Below are 15,502 nucleotides of genomic sequence, written 5' to 3'. Positions count from 1 at the left end.
TCAACCTTTTGCTTGCATCAGCACCCCGGCGAGCGTTCGCTCGACCAACGGCAGCTTGTAGGCATTTTCGTGGCTCGTCTTCGCGCCGGCAAGGAGCGCCGAGGCGGTCGCCTTGGCACCGCGCGGCAATTCGGCATCGGCCGCCTCGGTGCGCCACGGCTTGTACCCGACGCCGCCGAGCGCGACGCGCCCGCTGCCGTCGCGCCGGATCACCGCGCCGACCGAGATCAGCGCGAAGGCATAGGAGGCGCGGTCGCGGACCTTGTGATAGATGTGGGTGCCACCGAGCGGTTTCGGCAGCGTTACCGCGGTGATCAGCTCGCCCGGCGCGAGCACCGTTTCGAGATGCGGCGTGCTGCCGGGCGCGCGATAGAAATCGGCGAGGGCGATGCTGCGGGCCTTGCCCGCCGCGTCGACCGTTTCGACCGCGGCGTCGAGCGCCTGCATCGCGACCGCCATGTCGCTGGGGTGGGTGGCGATGCACGCCTCGCTTGCGCCGACAACGGCATGCAGACGGCTGAAACCGCCGATCGCGGCGCAGCCGCTGCCGGGCTTGCGTTTGTTGCACGGCTGGTTGGTGTCGTAAAAATAGGGGCAGCGCGTGCGCTGGAGCAAATTGCCCGCGGTCGTTGCCTTGTTGCGAAGCTGTCCCGAAGCGCCGGCGACGAGCGCGCGCGAGAGGAGGCCATAGTCGCGCCGGATGCGTGCGTCCGAGGCGAGGTCGGTGTTGCGCACCATCGCGCCGATCCGCAATCCGCCGTCGTTCGTCGCTTCGATCTTGTCGAAGCCGAGGCGGCTCACGTCGATCAGGTGCGCCGGCGTCTCGATCTCGAGCTTCATCAGGTCGAGCAGGTTGGTGCCTCCCGCGATGAAGCGCGCGCCCGGGGTGCGCGCGAAGGCGGCGGTTGCCGCGGCGGGCGTCTCTGCACGCTCGTAGGTGAAGCTTTTCATGCCTTCGCTCCCGCGACATCGGTGATCGCGTCGATGATGTTCGAATAGGCGCCGCAGCGGCAGATATTGCCGCTCATCCGTTCGCGCAGTTCGCCTCGCGTGACCTTGGGGGGCTCGTTCAGGTCCGTGGTCACGTGGCTCGGAATGCCTGCTTCGATTTCGTCCAGGACCGCGACCGCCGAACAGATCTGTCCCGGGGTGCAATAGCCGCATTGATAGCCGTCGTGAACGACGAAGGCTTCCTGCATCGGATGGAGCTTGCCCGGAAGGCCCAGCCCCTCGATCGTCGTGATCTTGTCGCCGTCATGCTGCACGGCGAGCGAAAGGCAGCTGTTGATCCGGCGACCGTCGGCGATGACGGTGCAGGCCCCGCATTGCCCATGATCGCACCCCTTCTTCGTGCCCGTCAGGCGAAGATGTTCGCGAAGCGCATCGAGCAGCGTCGTGCGCGTGTCGAGTTCGAGCTCATGTGCCGAGCCGTTGACCTCGAAGCTGACACGTGCGGTCGGCGGTCCGTTGGCCGGGCGCCCCGATTCCTGGGTCGCGGCCGCGGAATCGGATACCGCGACGGTAGCGACCGAGATCGCGCCGCCGGCGAGCAGCCCGCGCCGAGAGATGGAAATGTCGTGCGATATTGCCATGCGCTGTCCCAATCATCTTTTCTCCGCGCGACGGCTTCGTCGGCGGCTGTCCTTACAAATGAATGCAAAAGGGGACGATGCGTTGCCGCGCCCCCTGACGATTTTGGATCGAGACCAAAACTAGCATAACCCATGGGTCCGCCGCAACGGGCGACGATCAGCCGAGCCCGCGTCGAGCGTGCTCGCGTACGGAAGGCCTGTCGTCGCTTAGTGAAGCGCGCTTCGAGCGATATCGACCGGGCGTGACCGTGGTCACAACGCCGCCGCGCGCCTTGTCCTAGCGCGAACGGATGACAATAACTCAAGATATTCTGTATGTTGGGTAAAAACAGGGAAATGCAGCGCCATGGCCAGCCGCCGACTTAGCTTTTTCGCTCTTCTCCTCGCGGCGCCGCTGTGGACGATCGCGCCGACGGGGTTCGCGCACGAAACGTCGCCACCCGCCAAGCTCGACGGCGACGAACAGGAGCTGATCGACCTCCTCAATCGCGGCATGGATCTCGAACGCGCGGGCAAACGGCGCGACGCGGAGGCGGTCTACCGGCGCTGGACCGGCGAAGCGACGAAGCGGTACGGCGCCGACAATCTGATCACCAGCATGGGCTATCGGCTGCTCGCGGGCGTGCTGGAGGACGAGGGGCGGCTGAAGGAGGCCGAGCCCTTCCTGAAGCAGCTGCTCGCGATCAACCGGGCGTCGCTCGGCGAAAGCGACGACGAGACCTTGCTCGCCTACGCCCGCCTCTCGGCCAATTATATGGCGCAGGGTCGCCCCGTGGAAGCTATCCCGCTGCGCCGCGCGATCCTCGCGGCGCGCCTCGCGAACAATGGCAAGCACCACTCCAAGTCGATCATCGCGACCAGCAATCTGGCGCGTGCCATGGCCGAAAGCGGCGACATGAAGGGCGCCGAACCGCTGTACCGCGAAGCGGTCGAGGCGAGCATCGCGGTCCATGGCGAAAATCACCGCGAGACCGCGGCGAATTACGGCAATCTCGCGACCGTGCTCAGCACCCTCGGGCGCTTCGACGAGGCGGCGCCCGTCTTTGCCAAGGTGCTGGCGATCGAGGAGGCGCTGCCTGACAGCGATCCTGCCGACATCGCGCTCAGCCATTATAATGTTTCGGCGAATTTCTCCGAAATCGGGCGCTATGACGAGGCCTCGGCAGCAGCGAACAAGGCGCTCGACCTGTGGCGCGCGGCCAAGGGCGACGAAAGCGCCGAGGCGGCGCTCGGCTATACCGCGGTCGCCAACAGCCTGCGGCTGCAGGGACGCTATGAGGAAGCCGACGCCACCTATCGCAAGGCACTCGCGATCCGGGTCAAGGCGCTTGGCGACACCCACCCCCTGACCGGCGAGGCCTATAGCAATGTCGCGCTGATCATGGAAAACCGCGGGCTGCCGCCGTCGGCGATCGAACCTCTGCTGCGCAAGGCGCTCGACATCACGCGGCAGGCGTTCGGCGAAAGCAGCCATCGCACCGCCATCATGTACGGCAATGTCGCGCATAATCTGGTCCAGCAGGGCCGCTTCGACGAAGCCGAGCCGATGTACCGGCGCGGGATCGAAATCCAGAAGAGCGTCGCGGGGGCGGACCATCCCTCCTATGCGACGCAGCTGATCAACCTCGCCTATAATCTCGGCCCCGAAGCCGCCGAACCGCTGATGCGCGAGGCGCTCGGCATCTTTCGGGCCAAGTTCGGCGAAGACAATCCCGAGACCGCGCATGCCTTTGCCAGCCTCGGCACGACGCTCAGCCTGCTCGGCCGGCATGCCGAGGGCGCCGAGATGGCGATCAAGGCGCTGGACATCCGCCGCCGCCTGCTCGGCGAGGACCATCCGCTCACCGCCGATGGCTATGCCAGCGTCGCCGCGGCGCTGGTTCGCCGGGGCGGTCTCGATCGCGCCGGCGACGAAGCGGCCGAGCCCTATTACCGCCAGGCGCTGGGGATCCGCCAGCGCAGCCTCGGCGAATCGCACGTCGAGACCGCGCATGCCTATAGCGGTCTTGCCGCGAGCCTGCTGCGGCAGGGCAAGGCGGCCGAAGCCGAGGCGGCGGCTGCCAAGGCGGTCGCGATCGTGCGGCGACTCAACGACCGGACCGCGGCGGGCGGCAACGCCGTCGCCTTGTCGGCGCTCGACCGGCAACAGGTCGACCCCAACCGCGGTACCTTCACCACCTATATGAATGCGGCCTTCGGCCTGATGAGCGATACGCGCGAAGCAGCCGGGCAGTCGCGACTTCAGGACCTTGCCTTTCGGGCGGCGCAGGATGCGAACAGCTCGGCTTCGGGGCGCGCGGTGCTGCAGTCCGCCGCGCGCAGCGCCGCGAAGACGCCGCAAATGGCGGAAGCGGTGCGCCGCGAGCAGGATCTGGCCGCGCGCGCGAACGTCATCGACAAGAATCTGCTCCGCGCGCTCGGCGACCGGAAATCCGTCGAGGCTGCGCGGCTGCGCGGCGAACTCGACGGCGTGCAGGCCGAACTCGCCGACATCGGCGCGCTGATCGACAAGAAATATCCGTCGTACCGCCAGCTCGTGTCGCCGCGCCCGGTCGGGCTTGCCGAAGCGCAGAAGGCGCTGCGGCCGGGCGAAGCCTTGCTGATGATGACCGAGGCTGCGAACACCTTTCACCTCTTTGTCGTCACCCCCGACGCCGTTGGCTGGAGCCGGCCGGCGCAAGAGATCGACGTCATCCTGAAACAGATTTCCGACCTTCGCTGCGATGTCGACTTCGCGACCTGTTCGGCGGCGCGCAAGGCCGAACTCGACGCGCTGCCGATGACGACGCGCGAGCTCGAGGGGCATCGCCGCTTCGATCTCGACATCGCGCACGCGCTCTACAAGGAGCTGATCGCACCGGTCGAACCGCTGCTGAAGGACACGCGGCGCCTGTATGTCGCGAGCTCGGGCAAGCTCGGCGACCTGCCGCTCGCGATGCTGTCGTCGACCCCCTTGCCCGAAGGCGCCGACCTGGCCGACCCCGACACGCTTGCCCGCGCGGGATGGCTCGCCGATCGCTATGCCTTCACCAGCCTGCCGTCGGTCGCGGCGTTGATGCTGCCCGTCGCGGCGCGGGGAGAACGGCGGAGCAAGAGTTTTCGTGGCTATGGCGCGCCCGTGCTGCTCGGCGGCGATACGGGATCGCGCGCCGCGGCGGGGGTCGGCGTCTTCGACGGGGTGTCGGCCGCGGGCTCGCCGCTGGCCGACCCCGACGCGCTCCGCAAGCTCGCCCCCTTGCCCGGTACCAAAGTCGAGCTCGCGGCGATGGCCGAGCTGTTCGGCGCCGCGCCGGTCAGCCTCACGCTCGAGCGCGATGCCACCGAGGCGGCGCTGCGCCGCGATCCGGCGCTGCCGACGAGCGACATCGTCGCGATCGCCACGCACGGCCTGCTTCCCGATCCCGAGCTGGGGTTCGGCGAGCCCGGGCTGGTGCTCACCCCGCCTAGCGTCGCGAGCGATACCGACGACGGCCTGCTCACCGCGACCGAGGCCGCACGGCTGACGCTGTCGGCCGACTGGGTGATCCTGTCGGCGTGCAACACCGCCTCGGCCGTAAATTCGGGCGGCGGCGACAGTCTGTCGGCGCTCGCGCGCGGTTTCCTCTACGCGGGCGCCGACGCGCTGCTCGCGAGCCACTGGCGCGTATCGGATCAGGCGACCGCGGTGCTCACGGTCGAAACGCTGACCGCGCGCCGCGCAAACCCCGGAACCTCGCGCGCCGAGGCGCTGCAGATGGGCATGAAGGCGGTGCGCAGCGGCAAGCGTGCCGACGGCTCGGCGATCGCGGGCTGGAAAGCCGGCTGGGCGCATCCTTCCGCCTGGGCCGCCTTCACCAACATCGCCAACCGCGACGACTAGACCGAATCGACGATCGGCCCGGACGGTCTTGAAAATGGCGGTCCCCCGTCTTTTCGGCGCGCACTTCCCGCCGGTCCGGCCGCGCCCTTATTGCGGCCGGACCGTATCGCAGGACAAATAGACCGGATTGCCGACCAGCAGCAGCTTGCCTTCGCTACTGCGAACATTGACGGCGGCCCAGCCGCAAGCCTTTTCGGCTTTCAACACCAGCGTCAGCCGGGCATCGTCCGACGCGACCGGATGACGCGCGCCGGTCGGCTGGCCGTTGAGGATCAGTTCGGCGGAAGACCCCGCGGCGTCCCTTATATGCGCCCGGATCGTCGTGGGGCGGCGTCCCGGTAACACCTCCCCCATCGCGGCACGTCGTCCGTCTGCCGCGGCTTCGACTTCCAGGAGCCGCGTGCGCGTTCCCTCGACGTCGATGAACACATTGCCGGCGCGGATGCCGTTCAGGATCGCCGGCGTCGAGAGCGCGCGCGCATGAACGACCGTTCGCGGCCGGCCGATCGGCGCCGGGCCGGGCGGGGATTTGCCTGGCGCGACGTCGGGATCGTGATTGTCGCTGGCTGCAATGCCGGTCAGCCGGTGCCCTTCGTTCAGCCGCGCATACCAGAAACCAAGCCCGGCGAAGGGGCCCTCGGTCATCGTCCCGTTGATCGCCTCGATCGCGGCAACCTTGTCGTAATCGGTGTCGGGCCAGGTCCAGCCGCAGCCCATGCACTGCTCACCCGATGGCAGGGCGGGATGATTGAGCGACAGGATCGCGCCCGATGCTGCGGCGTCGCGCTGCAAGGCGTCGACATCGGGCACGCCGGCCGTCCCGACGCGAAAATCGACGAAACGGGCGGGGCCGAAAATATTGGCGTGGCCGCCGAATGTCGTCACCTCGATACCGGGGATCAGCAGCATCGTGTCGAAATAGGGCTGGAGCTCGCGCAGGCCGCCGAAATGCGCGGTGGTGTTGTGGTCGGTGACCGCGATGAAATCGAGCCCCGCATCGGCGGCGGCGAGGACGGTACGGAACAGCGGGCACGGCACTTTTCGGCCGCCGCGGCTTTGGCAGCTGCCGTCGCTGTGCGCATCGTGCATGTGAAGGTCGCCGCGATACCAACCCGGTTCGGTTTTGATCGGCGGATCGGCGATCGCGGCGCTGGCGCGCGACTGCCCTGCGCGATCGAAGAAGACATTGACCGAATAGGCCGCCCGGCTGTCCTTTCGCGCGTTGGGAACGCCCAGCAACACGCGCCAGCGTCCCGACGGCAGCGCCCCGGCAAGATAGCCGGGCGTCGCATCGCTCGGCGCGATCGTGAAGCGGTCGCGCGTGCCGCCGCTCCAGCCACGGAAACGCGCCGGATCCCAGACCCCCATGTCGACGACCGTCCGGTTCGCCTTGTCATAGGTCAGCGTCACGGTGATCCGTTCGGTGCCCTCGGGCACGTCGAACGGCACTTCGCGATAGGTCTGATGATCGGCGCCGCTGATCTCGCCCGCAACCGTGACGTCCGGCTGCGACGGTTCGGCCGCCGCCGCTGCGCCGGCGATCGCCAGCGCAGCGGCAAACAGGGTTGCCCGGGTCCACATCAGAAGCGGAAGTCCACCGCGAAGCGGAAATTCCGGCCGACGATCGGACGCCCGATGAACAACAGGTCGTTGGCCTGCCCGCTGGTGAGTTCGCCCGCGCGCGGATTGCCTTCGGTCAGTCCGATTTCGTTGGTGAGATTGTCGCCATAGGCCCAAAGCGTGATCTGGTCGGTGACGCGGAAGCGGACACTGGCGTTGAGGACCGTGTAGGCCGGAAGCTTCGATATGTTCGCCGCGTCGGCGAAGCGCTTCGTATAATGTTCGACGTCGAGCTGCGCGCGCAGCCGGTCATCGAGCAGCGTCACCGCGGGCGTCGCACGCAGCGCGATCTTCGGGACGCGGATCAGCTGATTGCCCGTATAGTCCCGCGGCACCAGCGTCTGCTGTCCGTCGACCGTCGTGAGCTCGTCGAAGCGCAGGTTGCGGAAGGTCGGGTCCTGCCAGGTCGCGTTGAGCGTGAAATCGAACCAGGGCGCCGGCCGCACCGTGCCTTCGAACTCGACGCCATAGGCGCGCGTGTCGGTGTAGATCGTCTGCGACACATAGCCGTTGGTGTCGGGGTCGAACCGCGTGTTGCCGATCCCGTAGGAGTTGAAGTCGGTGAGGAAGCCGGTGAGATAGACGCTGGCGAAGCGCGACTGATATTTGAGGCCCGCTTCCCAAAGGTCGATGCCCTGCGTGCGCGGAACGGCGGTGGCGCTGGTGATGAAGTTGCCGACGCTCGGCAGACGAAAAGCCGAAGTGTAGCGCGCGAAGACTCCGGCGCGCGGCGCGAACTGCCAATCGGCACCCACCGTGTAGCCGACCTTGTCGAATTTCTTGTCGAAGGGCGTGAAGACGCCGTTTCCGGTCAGCACATTGTTGTCGGCGAGCGTCGCCGCGTTGCCGAGATCGACCGTACGGCTGCCCTCTTGCGCGCCGCGGGTCTTGACCGTTTCCCAACGGATACCGGCGTCGAGGCGCAGCGAGGGAAGGATTTGCCATTCGTCCGCGGCATAAAGCGCGAATGTGTCCTGCGTACCGCTGCCGTTCGCGAATTCGGAGCCGTAGCGGACGACGCCATTTTCGGTTGCGGCGCCGACGACCTGCCCGGCGCCGTTCAGCGCGACGAGGTCGAGGAGGCGCGAATTGTCCGACACGTCCTGCAGCGTCGATGCCGAATAGCGGCGGAAGGTCTCCTCGATCCGCGCGTAATAGAAGCCGATGGCGAAGTCATGCGTCGTGCCGCCCATGTCGAAACTGTGCGCGAGGCGGAGATCGTTCAGAAACTCGCTCTCGTCGACCGTGACCGGTCGCGCCGCGTTGATGAAGACATCGCCATTGCCGTTCTGGCCGGTGACGTCGAACGCCTCGCCCGTGTCGCTGTAACGCAGCTGGATGCTCGTCGCACCCGGGAAGGCGGCGAGGAGCGACGCGCTATTCTGGTTGAGAAAGGCGGCCGCGGTGCTGATCGAGGCCGGATAGACGCCGTTGCGCACCGTCAGCGAATCGCGGTAGCGCGCACGGTTGCTGAGTTTCCAGCCCGGCGCGAACTCCCATTCGGCGAGCAGGCTGAACTGGTCGAGATTGACGTCGGTGCCGTCGGCATTGTCGAACTGGACCGGGCCATTGGCGTCGCGCAGCGTCAGGAAAGCGGTCGCCCGGCTTGCCGTCGTGCCATAATGCGGGTTGAAGCCGGGAAGGCCGACGATGTCGCCCTTGCGGTCCTTGGTGAGCGGAATGCCGGTGTAGAAGATCGTGCTGTCGTCGATCCGCTTGTACCCGAGCGTGATCCGACCATCGCCGAAATCATATCCCAAGTCGGCGCGGACCTGTCCGCCCTGATTGCCGGTGAAGCCGGGGTCGCGGACGCCATCCTCCTTGCGATAATAGCCGCCGACACCAAAGCTCCACCCGTTGCCGAGCGGCGCGCCGACCCAGCCGTCGAAGCGGAACAGGTCGGCGGTCGGGCCATAGAGGATGCGCGCGACACCGGTCATTTCGTCGGTGGGCTGGCGGGTGATGAAATTGACCGCGCCGCCGGGCGCGTTCGAATAGAAGATCGACGACGGACCGCCGCGGACCACCTCGATGCGTTCGATCGATTCGTCGATCCGAAAGGCCTGGTCGGCGTTGAGATAGCCGAGCGAGGGGTCATGCTGCACCGGCAGGCCGTTTTCGAGCAGGGTGATCGATCCGAAGCCGTCGACCGGAATGCCGCGCGCGCGGACGTTGCCGCTGCCTTCGCCGCCCGATGCCTCGACCCAGAAACCGGGGACCGACTTCAGCGCTTCGGTGACGCTCGAGGGCGCGCGCGAACGCAGCATGTCATTGTCGATCGAAGTGATCGCATAGCTGGTGTCGATCCGCGTGCGGTCGCCGGCGCCGGCGCGGCCGGTCACGACGATCTCCTCGCCCTGCGATTCGGCCGCGGCGGCGGATGTGTCGTCGGCATCCGACTGCGCCAGCGCGACGCTGCTTGTGCTCGCAAAAAGAACAAATAGGCTGGCGGAGGCAAGACCTCTGATCGTCATTCTGAAACCCCTGGATTGGATTGCCGCCGATTGCGGTCGGCACGTCCGCTAGGCGCGCAGGGTTGCGTTTCGATGGCCGCGATACGACGCGGCCATGACAATCATGATGCACCGACATGACACGCCGCGGGCGGCGACGGAGATCGAGGCTTCCGGCGAGCGGTGCCGGAACAATGTGCCGATGGAGAAAGGCCGCTGGCGGCAATTTATCGGGTGCCTCAATTTGCCTTGCTCGAGGCCGGATGCTAGGCGTCGCCTCGATGAAATCGGCACCATGTACCACCTCCATCGGGTTCCCGGTCGGCTGACGCGAGGAACATGAACAGGCGCTCCGAACGAAGCGCCTGAATGGAGGCGATTGCCTTCGCAGCGGCGGCATGCGCGTGCCGGCGTTTCTTCAGGTACATGAAATGACAAATTTTTTTGAAAGCCCCTTCAAGGGCATCACGCTCGACAAACAGGTGAGCCATCCCAATATTCGCGTGGGTCGCTTCAGCTATTATTCGGGCTATTATCACGGTCACAGCTTCGACGATTGCGCGCGGTTCATCCTTCCCGACAGCGACGCCGACAAGCTGGTGATCGGCAGTTTCTGTTCGATCGGATCGGGCGCCGCCTTCATCATGGCCGGCAATCAGGGGCATCGGCACGACTGGATCAGCACCTTTCCCTTTTACTGGATGCCGGAGGTTCCGGCGTTCGGGGGCGCGCGCAACGGCTTCGAGCCGGCGGGCGACACGGTGGTCGGCAACGATGTGTGGATCGGGTCCGAGGCGATCGTGATGCCCGGCGTCCGGATCGGCGACGGCGCGGTGATCGCAACGCGCGCCGTGGTCACGCGAGACGTCGCGCCCTATTCGATCGTCGGCGGCAACCCCGCCGCGCCGATCCGGACGCGTTTCGACGCGGCGCGCATCGCCTTGCTGCTCGAAATGCGATGGTGGGACTGGACCGACGAGCAATTGCACGCGGCCATGCCGCTCCTCACCGACGGAAAGGTAGAGGCGCTGCACGAATATTGGCTGGCCGGCGGTTCGCGCTGAGGCGGCATGGGGTGGGAGGGCGCGGCCTTCTCGCCCCATGTCCCAAATCCGCTCGGCCGGCCTTGCGTCGCGGACAGCTTCGATCAGGATATTTGATTCTGCCATAATGTTGCGACAAAGTCGTGATGCTCCTGTCCCGCGGCAAACCGGGGCGTCGCGTTGGAAAGCTGTCGACAGGTCCATCCATGATCGCTTCGCTCCGTTTGATCTTCCTTGCATTTTTCATTGCGATGGCGGGCGTCGCGCCGGGTTCGGCCCAGCCGATGTTTTCGGCGAACGTCGAGGTCTCGCTGGTGCCGATGAATCAATGGGCCGCGCCCGGATCGACCGCGATCGTCGCGGTTCGTCAGGACATCGAGCCCGGATGGCATACCTATTGGCGCAATCCGGGGGATTCGGGTGGCGCGACCGAATTGACGTGGACGCTTCCGGCCGGTTTTTCGGCGGGGCCGATTCTGTGGCCGCTCCCCGAACGTCAGCCGGTGAAGGGGCTGATGAACTATGGCTATTCGCGCCAGGTCTATCTGCCGGTGCCGATCGACGTGCCGCGGACGGCAAAAGCGGGATCGGTCGTGCCACTGAGCGTCACGGTCCTCTCGATGGTCTGCAGCGAGGATATGTGCGTTCCCGACGAGCGCACGGTGAAGCTCGACCTAGCGGTCCGCGACGGGGTGCCGCCACTGACCGAGGCCGAGGGAGCCGCGATCGAACGCGTCGTCGACGCGGCGCCGCGGCCCGCCGACATCGATGCGCATATCGCGCGCGATGGCGCCGATCTTGTGCTGACCTTGCGCGGCGCGGCATTGAACGGTGTCGATACGGCAGATGCCTATTTCTTTCCCTTCGATGGGGGCATCGTCGAGCATCCGGCGGTTCAGCGCGGCGAACGAAAGGGCGATGACCTGATCCTCCGGATGAAGGCCGGCGGCGCCGTGCTCGCGGGTGGTCTCGACAAACCGGTGGGGGGTGTCGTCGCGACATCGGACGGGGCATGGGAAGTCGTCGCTGACCCGGGCGGAGCGCCGGCGGCGGACGGCGGCGGAACGAGCCTCCTGCTTTTCGCCCAAGCCGCGCTGTTCGCGCTGATCGGCGGCCTGATCCTCAATCTGATGCCGTGCGTGTTCCCGATCCTCGCGATGAAGGCCGCGTCGCTGTCCGCTTCGGCGCACGATCCGCGCGAGGCACGGCGCGACGGAGTCGCGTTCCTGCTCGGCGTGCTGACGACCTTCGTCCTGCTGGCGGGCGCGCTGCTCGCCTTGCGCGCGGCGGGCGAGGCGGCGGGTTGGGGGTTTCAGCTTCAGAATCCCGCGGTCACGGCGGGGCTCGCGCTGCTGATGCTCGCGGTTGGCCTCAGCCTTTCGGGCGCCTTCGAGGTCGGCCTTTCGGGAAGCGGGGCGGGCGGCGGACTGACGCGCCTGCCCGGCGGAACCGGCGCCTTTTTCACCGGGGTGCTCGCGGTGGTCGTGGCCGCGCCCTGTACGGCGCCCTTCATGGCCTTCGCGCTCGGCGCGGCGCTCGTGATGCCCGCACCGATGGCGCTCGCCGTTTTTGCGATGCTCGGGCTCGGGCTCGCGCTTCCCTATCTGGTCATCAGCCTGTCGCCGGGCGTGCTCGCGCGTTTTCCGAAGCCGGGACCCTGGATGGACCGGCTGAAGTCGATCCTTGCCTTTCCGATGTATGGCGCCGCGCTCTGGCTGGTCTGGGTGTTCGCGCGCCAGACGAGCGGCGAAGCCCTCGCGCTGATCCTGGCCGGCGGCCTGTTGCTCGCCTTCGGCCTCACCCTCTGGGGCTGGCGGCAGGGCGCGCGAATGGGGGGACGCAAGGCGTTCGGCACGACCGCCGCGTCGACATTGTCGCTGCTGGCGGCGGCTGTCGTCGCGGTGTCGGCGGCGTCGCTCGCGCCCGGCGCCGGGCCGGCGGCTTCGCAAACGGCCGCCGAAACGCCCTGGTCGGCCGATGCCGTCGCGGCGGCGCGCGCCGAGGGCAAAGTCGTGTTCGTGAATTTTACCGCCGACTGGTGCGTAACGTGCAAGGTCAACGAGCGCGCCGCGCTTGCCAGTGAGGGAACGCGCGCGCTGTTTGGCGGCGCCGACGCGGTCTATATGGTCGCCGACTGGACGCGGCGCGACGACCTGATCGCGCGCGAGCTCGAGCGGTTCGGCCGCTCGGGCGTCCCGCTCTACCTCGTCTATTCGCCCGGCAGGGCCGAGCCGGAAATATTGCCGCAGCTGCTGACCCCGGGCATCGTCGCCGATGCGGTGAAACGGGCCGGAGCGGAAGCTTGAAGATGTTGAAGACCGAGAGGAGAAGAACCATGAAACATGCGTTGCTTTCGATCGCCGCCGCGTCGGCGTTGCTGCTCGCCGGTTGCGGACAGCCGGCCGAAAAGACGGCCGAAGCTCCTGCCGGGCAGGCGACCGAAACCGCCGGGGGCCAGATGGCGCCCGCCTTCACCCTTGCCAGTGCCGATGGTCAGCAAGTTTCGCTGGCCGATTTCCGCGGCAAGACCGTGGTTCTCGAATGGACGAACGAAGGCTGCCCCTATGTGAAGAAACATTATAGCGGGGCGATGCAGGCGCTGCAGAAGGAAGCGGTCGCCGACGGCGTCGTCTGGCTGACGATCATCTCGTCGGCGCCCGGCGAGCAAGGCTTTGTCGAGGGCGAGAGCGCGAAAAACTGGAAACAGCGCTTCAACGCGGGCTTCACCCATCTGCTGCTCGACCCTACGGGCGCGACGGGGAAGGCGTATGATGCGAAGACCACCCCCGACATGCGGGTGATCGATGGCGAGGGACGGATCATCTACGCCGGCGGCATCGATGACAAGCCGACCAACAAGGTCGAGGATCTGGAGGGCGCGAAGAACTTCGTCCGCGCGGCGCTCGACGATCATGCCGCGGGGCGGCCAGTGACTACGGCGTTCGCGCAGCCCTATGGCTGTTCGATCAAATATGCCGATGGTGCGGAGGCGGCTCCCGCCAAGGGCTGATCGGGCCGGTCAGATGAAAAAATGGTCGCGCCGCGGATCGTCCGCGGTCGCGGTCATTCGGCCAGCAATCCCGTCAGGCGGTATGTGCAGGGCCGGGGAGCGCCGGCAGGTCGGCGAACGGAACGGCGGCTGCGTCGCTGGCGCGTCGCCCGATCGAAGAGGGCTTCAGACCGGATCGCTTTGATCGAGAATATCGGACCAATCGCGCGCCGCGGCCCCGAGGGGGACGAGGTGCCGGTAGATGCGGTCGCCGAGCGGCGTCGGAACATATCCGCGCGCCGATCGCGTCACGAATCCGGCCTCCTTTAGTTCGCTGAGGCGTTGGTTGAGCACCGATGGGGAGATCGTCTCGCACCGGTCCTGGAGTTCCCGGAACGTCATCGCTCCGCCTTCGCTAAGCGTCCAGAGCACCCCCATCGCCCAGCGGCGACCGAGCAGATCGAACAGCGCCATGATCGGCGCCCCGGAGCGCGATCCGCGAACGGGCTGGCCGGGTTTGGGCAGTTTCGCCATGGGTTTCTCCTGCGCTGGCACGTTCCTGTGCGAGTGCGGATGATCGTGGCTCCGCTGGTAGCGTGCTAGCATTTTGATAGCTAGCCCGACTTGGGAAGGCGCAGTTTTCAAAGCATTCTTGCTATCGATTCGATAGCGCGCTATGAAATCCGTAGCAACTATTCGGGACATTCGCCATGAAACCTTTTCTCTATTCGGGAACGAAAAACGCCTCGAGCTGGGCGATGCGCGCGTGGCTCGCGTTGCGCGAGGCGGGGATCGACTTTGACGAGGAGGTCGTCGACATCCGGCGGCCGCAACGGTTCGCGAATCTGGAACGGATCGGTGCTTTCTCGCCCCCGGCCATGGTTCCCGTGCTGGTCGTCGATCAAATGGCGATCTTCGATTCGGTCGCGATCATGGAATATGCGAACGATGTCGCGGACGGGGCGTTGCTCCCCGCCGACCGCGCGGCGCGCGCCCGCGCCCGATCGCTTGTGGCCTGGCAGCATTCGGGGCTGTCGGCGATTTGTGCGCGAATCTCGTTCGAAAGCGCTTTCTATCCGCTCAAGCGATCGCTGACCGATGCCGAGAGTGCCGAATGCCGACGCCTCTTCGACTGCCTCGAGCAGGCGCTCGAGCTGAGCGGCGGGCCGTATCTGTTCGGGGCTCTGAGCCTTGCGGACCTGATGCTCGTGCCGACGGTGGTGCGGCTGACCCGTCACGACCTCGACCTCGCACGCTGGCCCCGTTCGCGGAATTGGGCGGCGGCGTTGCTCGAGCGTGCCTCCGTTGCCGAATGGATGCGCGAGGCCGATGCGCTTCCCCATATCTGGTTCGACGACTATCTGGTGCCCGGCGACGCCATCCGGATGGTGCCGGCTGCGGCCTGAGGCGATAGCGCCGGATCATTGGCTGAACAAATTCAAGAGGAGGACTGATCGTGGCGACCCGGCATGATTTTACAAGCCGTATCGAGTGGACCGGCAATCGCGGCGACGGGACGCGCAGCTATCGCGGCTATGACCGCACGTGGAGCGTGACCACGCCGGGCCAGCCGGTCATCCATTGTTCGAACGATCCGCGGCTGGGCGGCAATCCGGCGCTGCCCAATCCCGAGGACATGCTGCTGTCGGCGCTCGCCGCCTGTCACATGCTCTGGTATCTTCATCTGGCCAGCAAGGCCGGGATCGTCGTGCAATCCTATCAAGACACGCCTATAGGAGCGGCTGAAAGCACGCCCGACGGCGCGGGCCGCTTCGTTCGCGCGATCCTCAAACCGCATATCATCGTCGAGCGGGGCAGCGATCTGGCGCGCGCGGATGCGATCCACCATGAAATCCACAAGGTCTGCTTTATCGCGCGCTCGGTGAATTTTCCCGTGTCCTATGAGGCGAGTTATGCGGTCGCCGGATGACCGGAGCGATCCTGTC

At 66.6% G+C, this 15,502-nt stretch carries 11 protein-coding genes; 6 read left to right on the top strand and 5 right to left on the bottom strand.

Annotation, left to right across the window (positions count from 1 at the left end; all coding sequences use genetic code 11):
• Positions 1–951 carry a xanthine dehydrogenase family protein subunit M gene (locus tag E5675_RS17785; RefSeq protein ID WP_136175673.1) on the bottom strand — a complete coding sequence of 317 codons (951 nt, stop codon included), beginning with the start codon at positions 949–951 and terminating at the stop codon, positions 1–3.
• The gene (gene paoA / locus E5675_RS17780; protein ID WP_136175672.1) at positions 948–1,592 is read right to left on the bottom strand and encodes an aldehyde dehydrogenase iron-sulfur subunit PaoA; all 645 of its coding nucleotides are present in this window, start codon (positions 1,590–1,592) and stop codon (positions 948–950) included. Before paoA ends, E5675_RS17785 begins: the two co-directional genes overlap by 4 nt.
• Before the next feature lie 346 nt (positions 1,593–1,938).
• Between paoA and E5675_RS17775 the strand changes: the two genes are divergently transcribed.
• On the top strand, positions 1,939–5,451 hold the full coding sequence (locus E5675_RS17775) for a CHAT domain-containing tetratricopeptide repeat protein (RefSeq protein ID WP_136175671.1): 3,513 nt from the start codon (positions 1,939–1,941) through the stop codon (positions 5,449–5,451).
• Positions 5,452–5,538: 87 nt separating this feature from the next.
• Here E5675_RS17775 and E5675_RS17770 read toward each other — a convergent pair whose 3' ends face one another.
• Together E5675_RS17770 and E5675_RS17765 are read right to left on the bottom strand one after the other, a co-directional pair.
• Positions 5,539–7,032: a CehA/McbA family metallohydrolase gene (locus tag E5675_RS17770; RefSeq protein ID WP_136175670.1), complete on the bottom strand. Its 1,494-nt coding sequence runs from the start codon at positions 7,030–7,032 to the stop codon at positions 5,539–5,541.
• Positions 7,032–9,545: a TonB-dependent receptor gene (locus E5675_RS17765; protein ID WP_136175669.1), complete on the bottom strand. Its 2,514-nt coding sequence runs from the start codon at positions 9,543–9,545 to the stop codon at positions 7,032–7,034. Before E5675_RS17765 ends, E5675_RS17770 begins: the two co-directional genes overlap by 1 nt.
• A 410-nt stretch (positions 9,546–9,955) precedes the next feature.
• On the opposite strand from E5675_RS17765, the gene catB reads away from it, so the two are divergent.
• The 3 genes from catB (at position 9,956) to E5675_RS17750 (ending at position 13,577) form a co-directional block, all read left to right on the top strand.
• Complete coding sequence (gene catB, locus E5675_RS17760) at positions 9,956–10,588, top strand: type B chloramphenicol O-acetyltransferase (protein ID WP_136175668.1); 633 nt, start codon at positions 9,956–9,958, stop codon at positions 10,586–10,588.
• A gap of 185 nt (positions 10,589–10,773) precedes the next feature.
• Positions 10,774–12,873, top strand: a complete 2,100-nt coding sequence (locus E5675_RS17755) for a protein-disulfide reductase DsbD domain-containing protein (RefSeq protein ID WP_210727557.1) — start codon at positions 10,774–10,776, stop codon at positions 12,871–12,873.
• A gap of 29 nt (positions 12,874–12,902) precedes the next feature.
• The gene (locus E5675_RS17750; protein WP_136175667.1) at positions 12,903–13,577 is read left to right on the top strand and encodes a thioredoxin family protein; all 675 of its coding nucleotides are present in this window, start codon (positions 12,903–12,905) and stop codon (positions 13,575–13,577) included.
• A gap of 165 nt (positions 13,578–13,742) precedes the next feature.
• Here E5675_RS17750 and E5675_RS17745 read toward each other — a convergent pair whose 3' ends face one another.
• Positions 13,743–14,090 (bottom strand): helix-turn-helix domain-containing protein, encoded by a 348-nt coding sequence (locus E5675_RS17745; RefSeq protein ID WP_136175666.1) that lies wholly within the window; start codon positions 14,088–14,090, stop codon positions 13,743–13,745.
• 176 nt (positions 14,091–14,266) lie between these two features.
• Between E5675_RS17745 and E5675_RS17740 the strand changes: the two genes are divergently transcribed.
• Together E5675_RS17740 and E5675_RS17735 are read left to right on the top strand one after the other, a co-directional pair.
• Positions 14,267–14,962 (top strand): glutathione S-transferase family protein, encoded by a 696-nt coding sequence (locus E5675_RS17740; protein WP_136175665.1) that lies wholly within the window; start codon positions 14,267–14,269, stop codon positions 14,960–14,962.
• Positions 14,963–15,012: 50 nt separating this feature from the next.
• Complete coding sequence (locus E5675_RS17735) at positions 15,013–15,486, top strand: OsmC family protein (protein ID WP_136175664.1); 474 nt, start codon at positions 15,013–15,015, stop codon at positions 15,484–15,486.
• The last annotated feature ends 16 nt before the right edge of the window (positions 15,487–15,502 follow it).

The sequence above is a fragment of the Sphingopyxis sp. PAMC25046 genome, assembly GCF_004795895.1.
Lineage (GTDB): Bacteria > Pseudomonadota > Alphaproteobacteria > Sphingomonadales > Sphingomonadaceae > Sphingopyxis.
Note: the sequence above shows the minus strand (reverse complement) of the source record. Positions and strands in the feature narration are given on the sequence as shown.

Coding starts and splice junctions, on each gene's coding strand:
- E5675_RS17785 (WP_136175673.1), bottom strand. CDS start 951: ATGAAAAGCTTCACCTACGAGCGTGCAGAGACGCCCGCCGCGGCAACC.
- E5675_RS17775 (WP_136175671.1), top strand. CDS start 1,939: ATGGCCAGCCGCCGACTTAGCTTTTTCGCTCTTCTCCTCGCGGCGCCG.
- E5675_RS17750 (WP_136175667.1), top strand. CDS start 12,903: ATGAAACATGCGTTGCTTTCGATCGCCGCCGCGTCGGCGTTGCTGCTC.
- paoA (WP_136175672.1), bottom strand. CDS start 1,592: ATGGCAATATCGCACGACATTTCCATCTCTCGGCGCGGGCTGCTCGCC.
- E5675_RS17755 (WP_210727557.1), top strand. CDS start 10,774: ATGATCGCTTCGCTCCGTTTGATCTTCCTTGCATTTTTCATTGCGATG.
- E5675_RS17770 (WP_136175670.1), bottom strand. CDS start 7,032: ATGTGGACCCGGGCAACCCTGTTTGCCGCTGCGCTGGCGATCGCCGGC.
- E5675_RS17765 (WP_136175669.1), bottom strand. CDS start 9,545: ATGACGATCAGAGGTCTTGCCTCCGCCAGCCTATTTGTTCTTTTTGCG.
- E5675_RS17745 (WP_136175666.1), bottom strand. CDS start 14,090: ATGGCGAAACTGCCCAAACCCGGCCAGCCCGTTCGCGGATCGCGCTCC.
- catB (WP_136175668.1), top strand. CDS start 9,956: ATGACAAATTTTTTTGAAAGCCCCTTCAAGGGCATCACGCTCGACAAA.
- E5675_RS17740 (WP_136175665.1), top strand. CDS start 14,267: ATGAAACCTTTTCTCTATTCGGGAACGAAAAACGCCTCGAGCTGGGCG.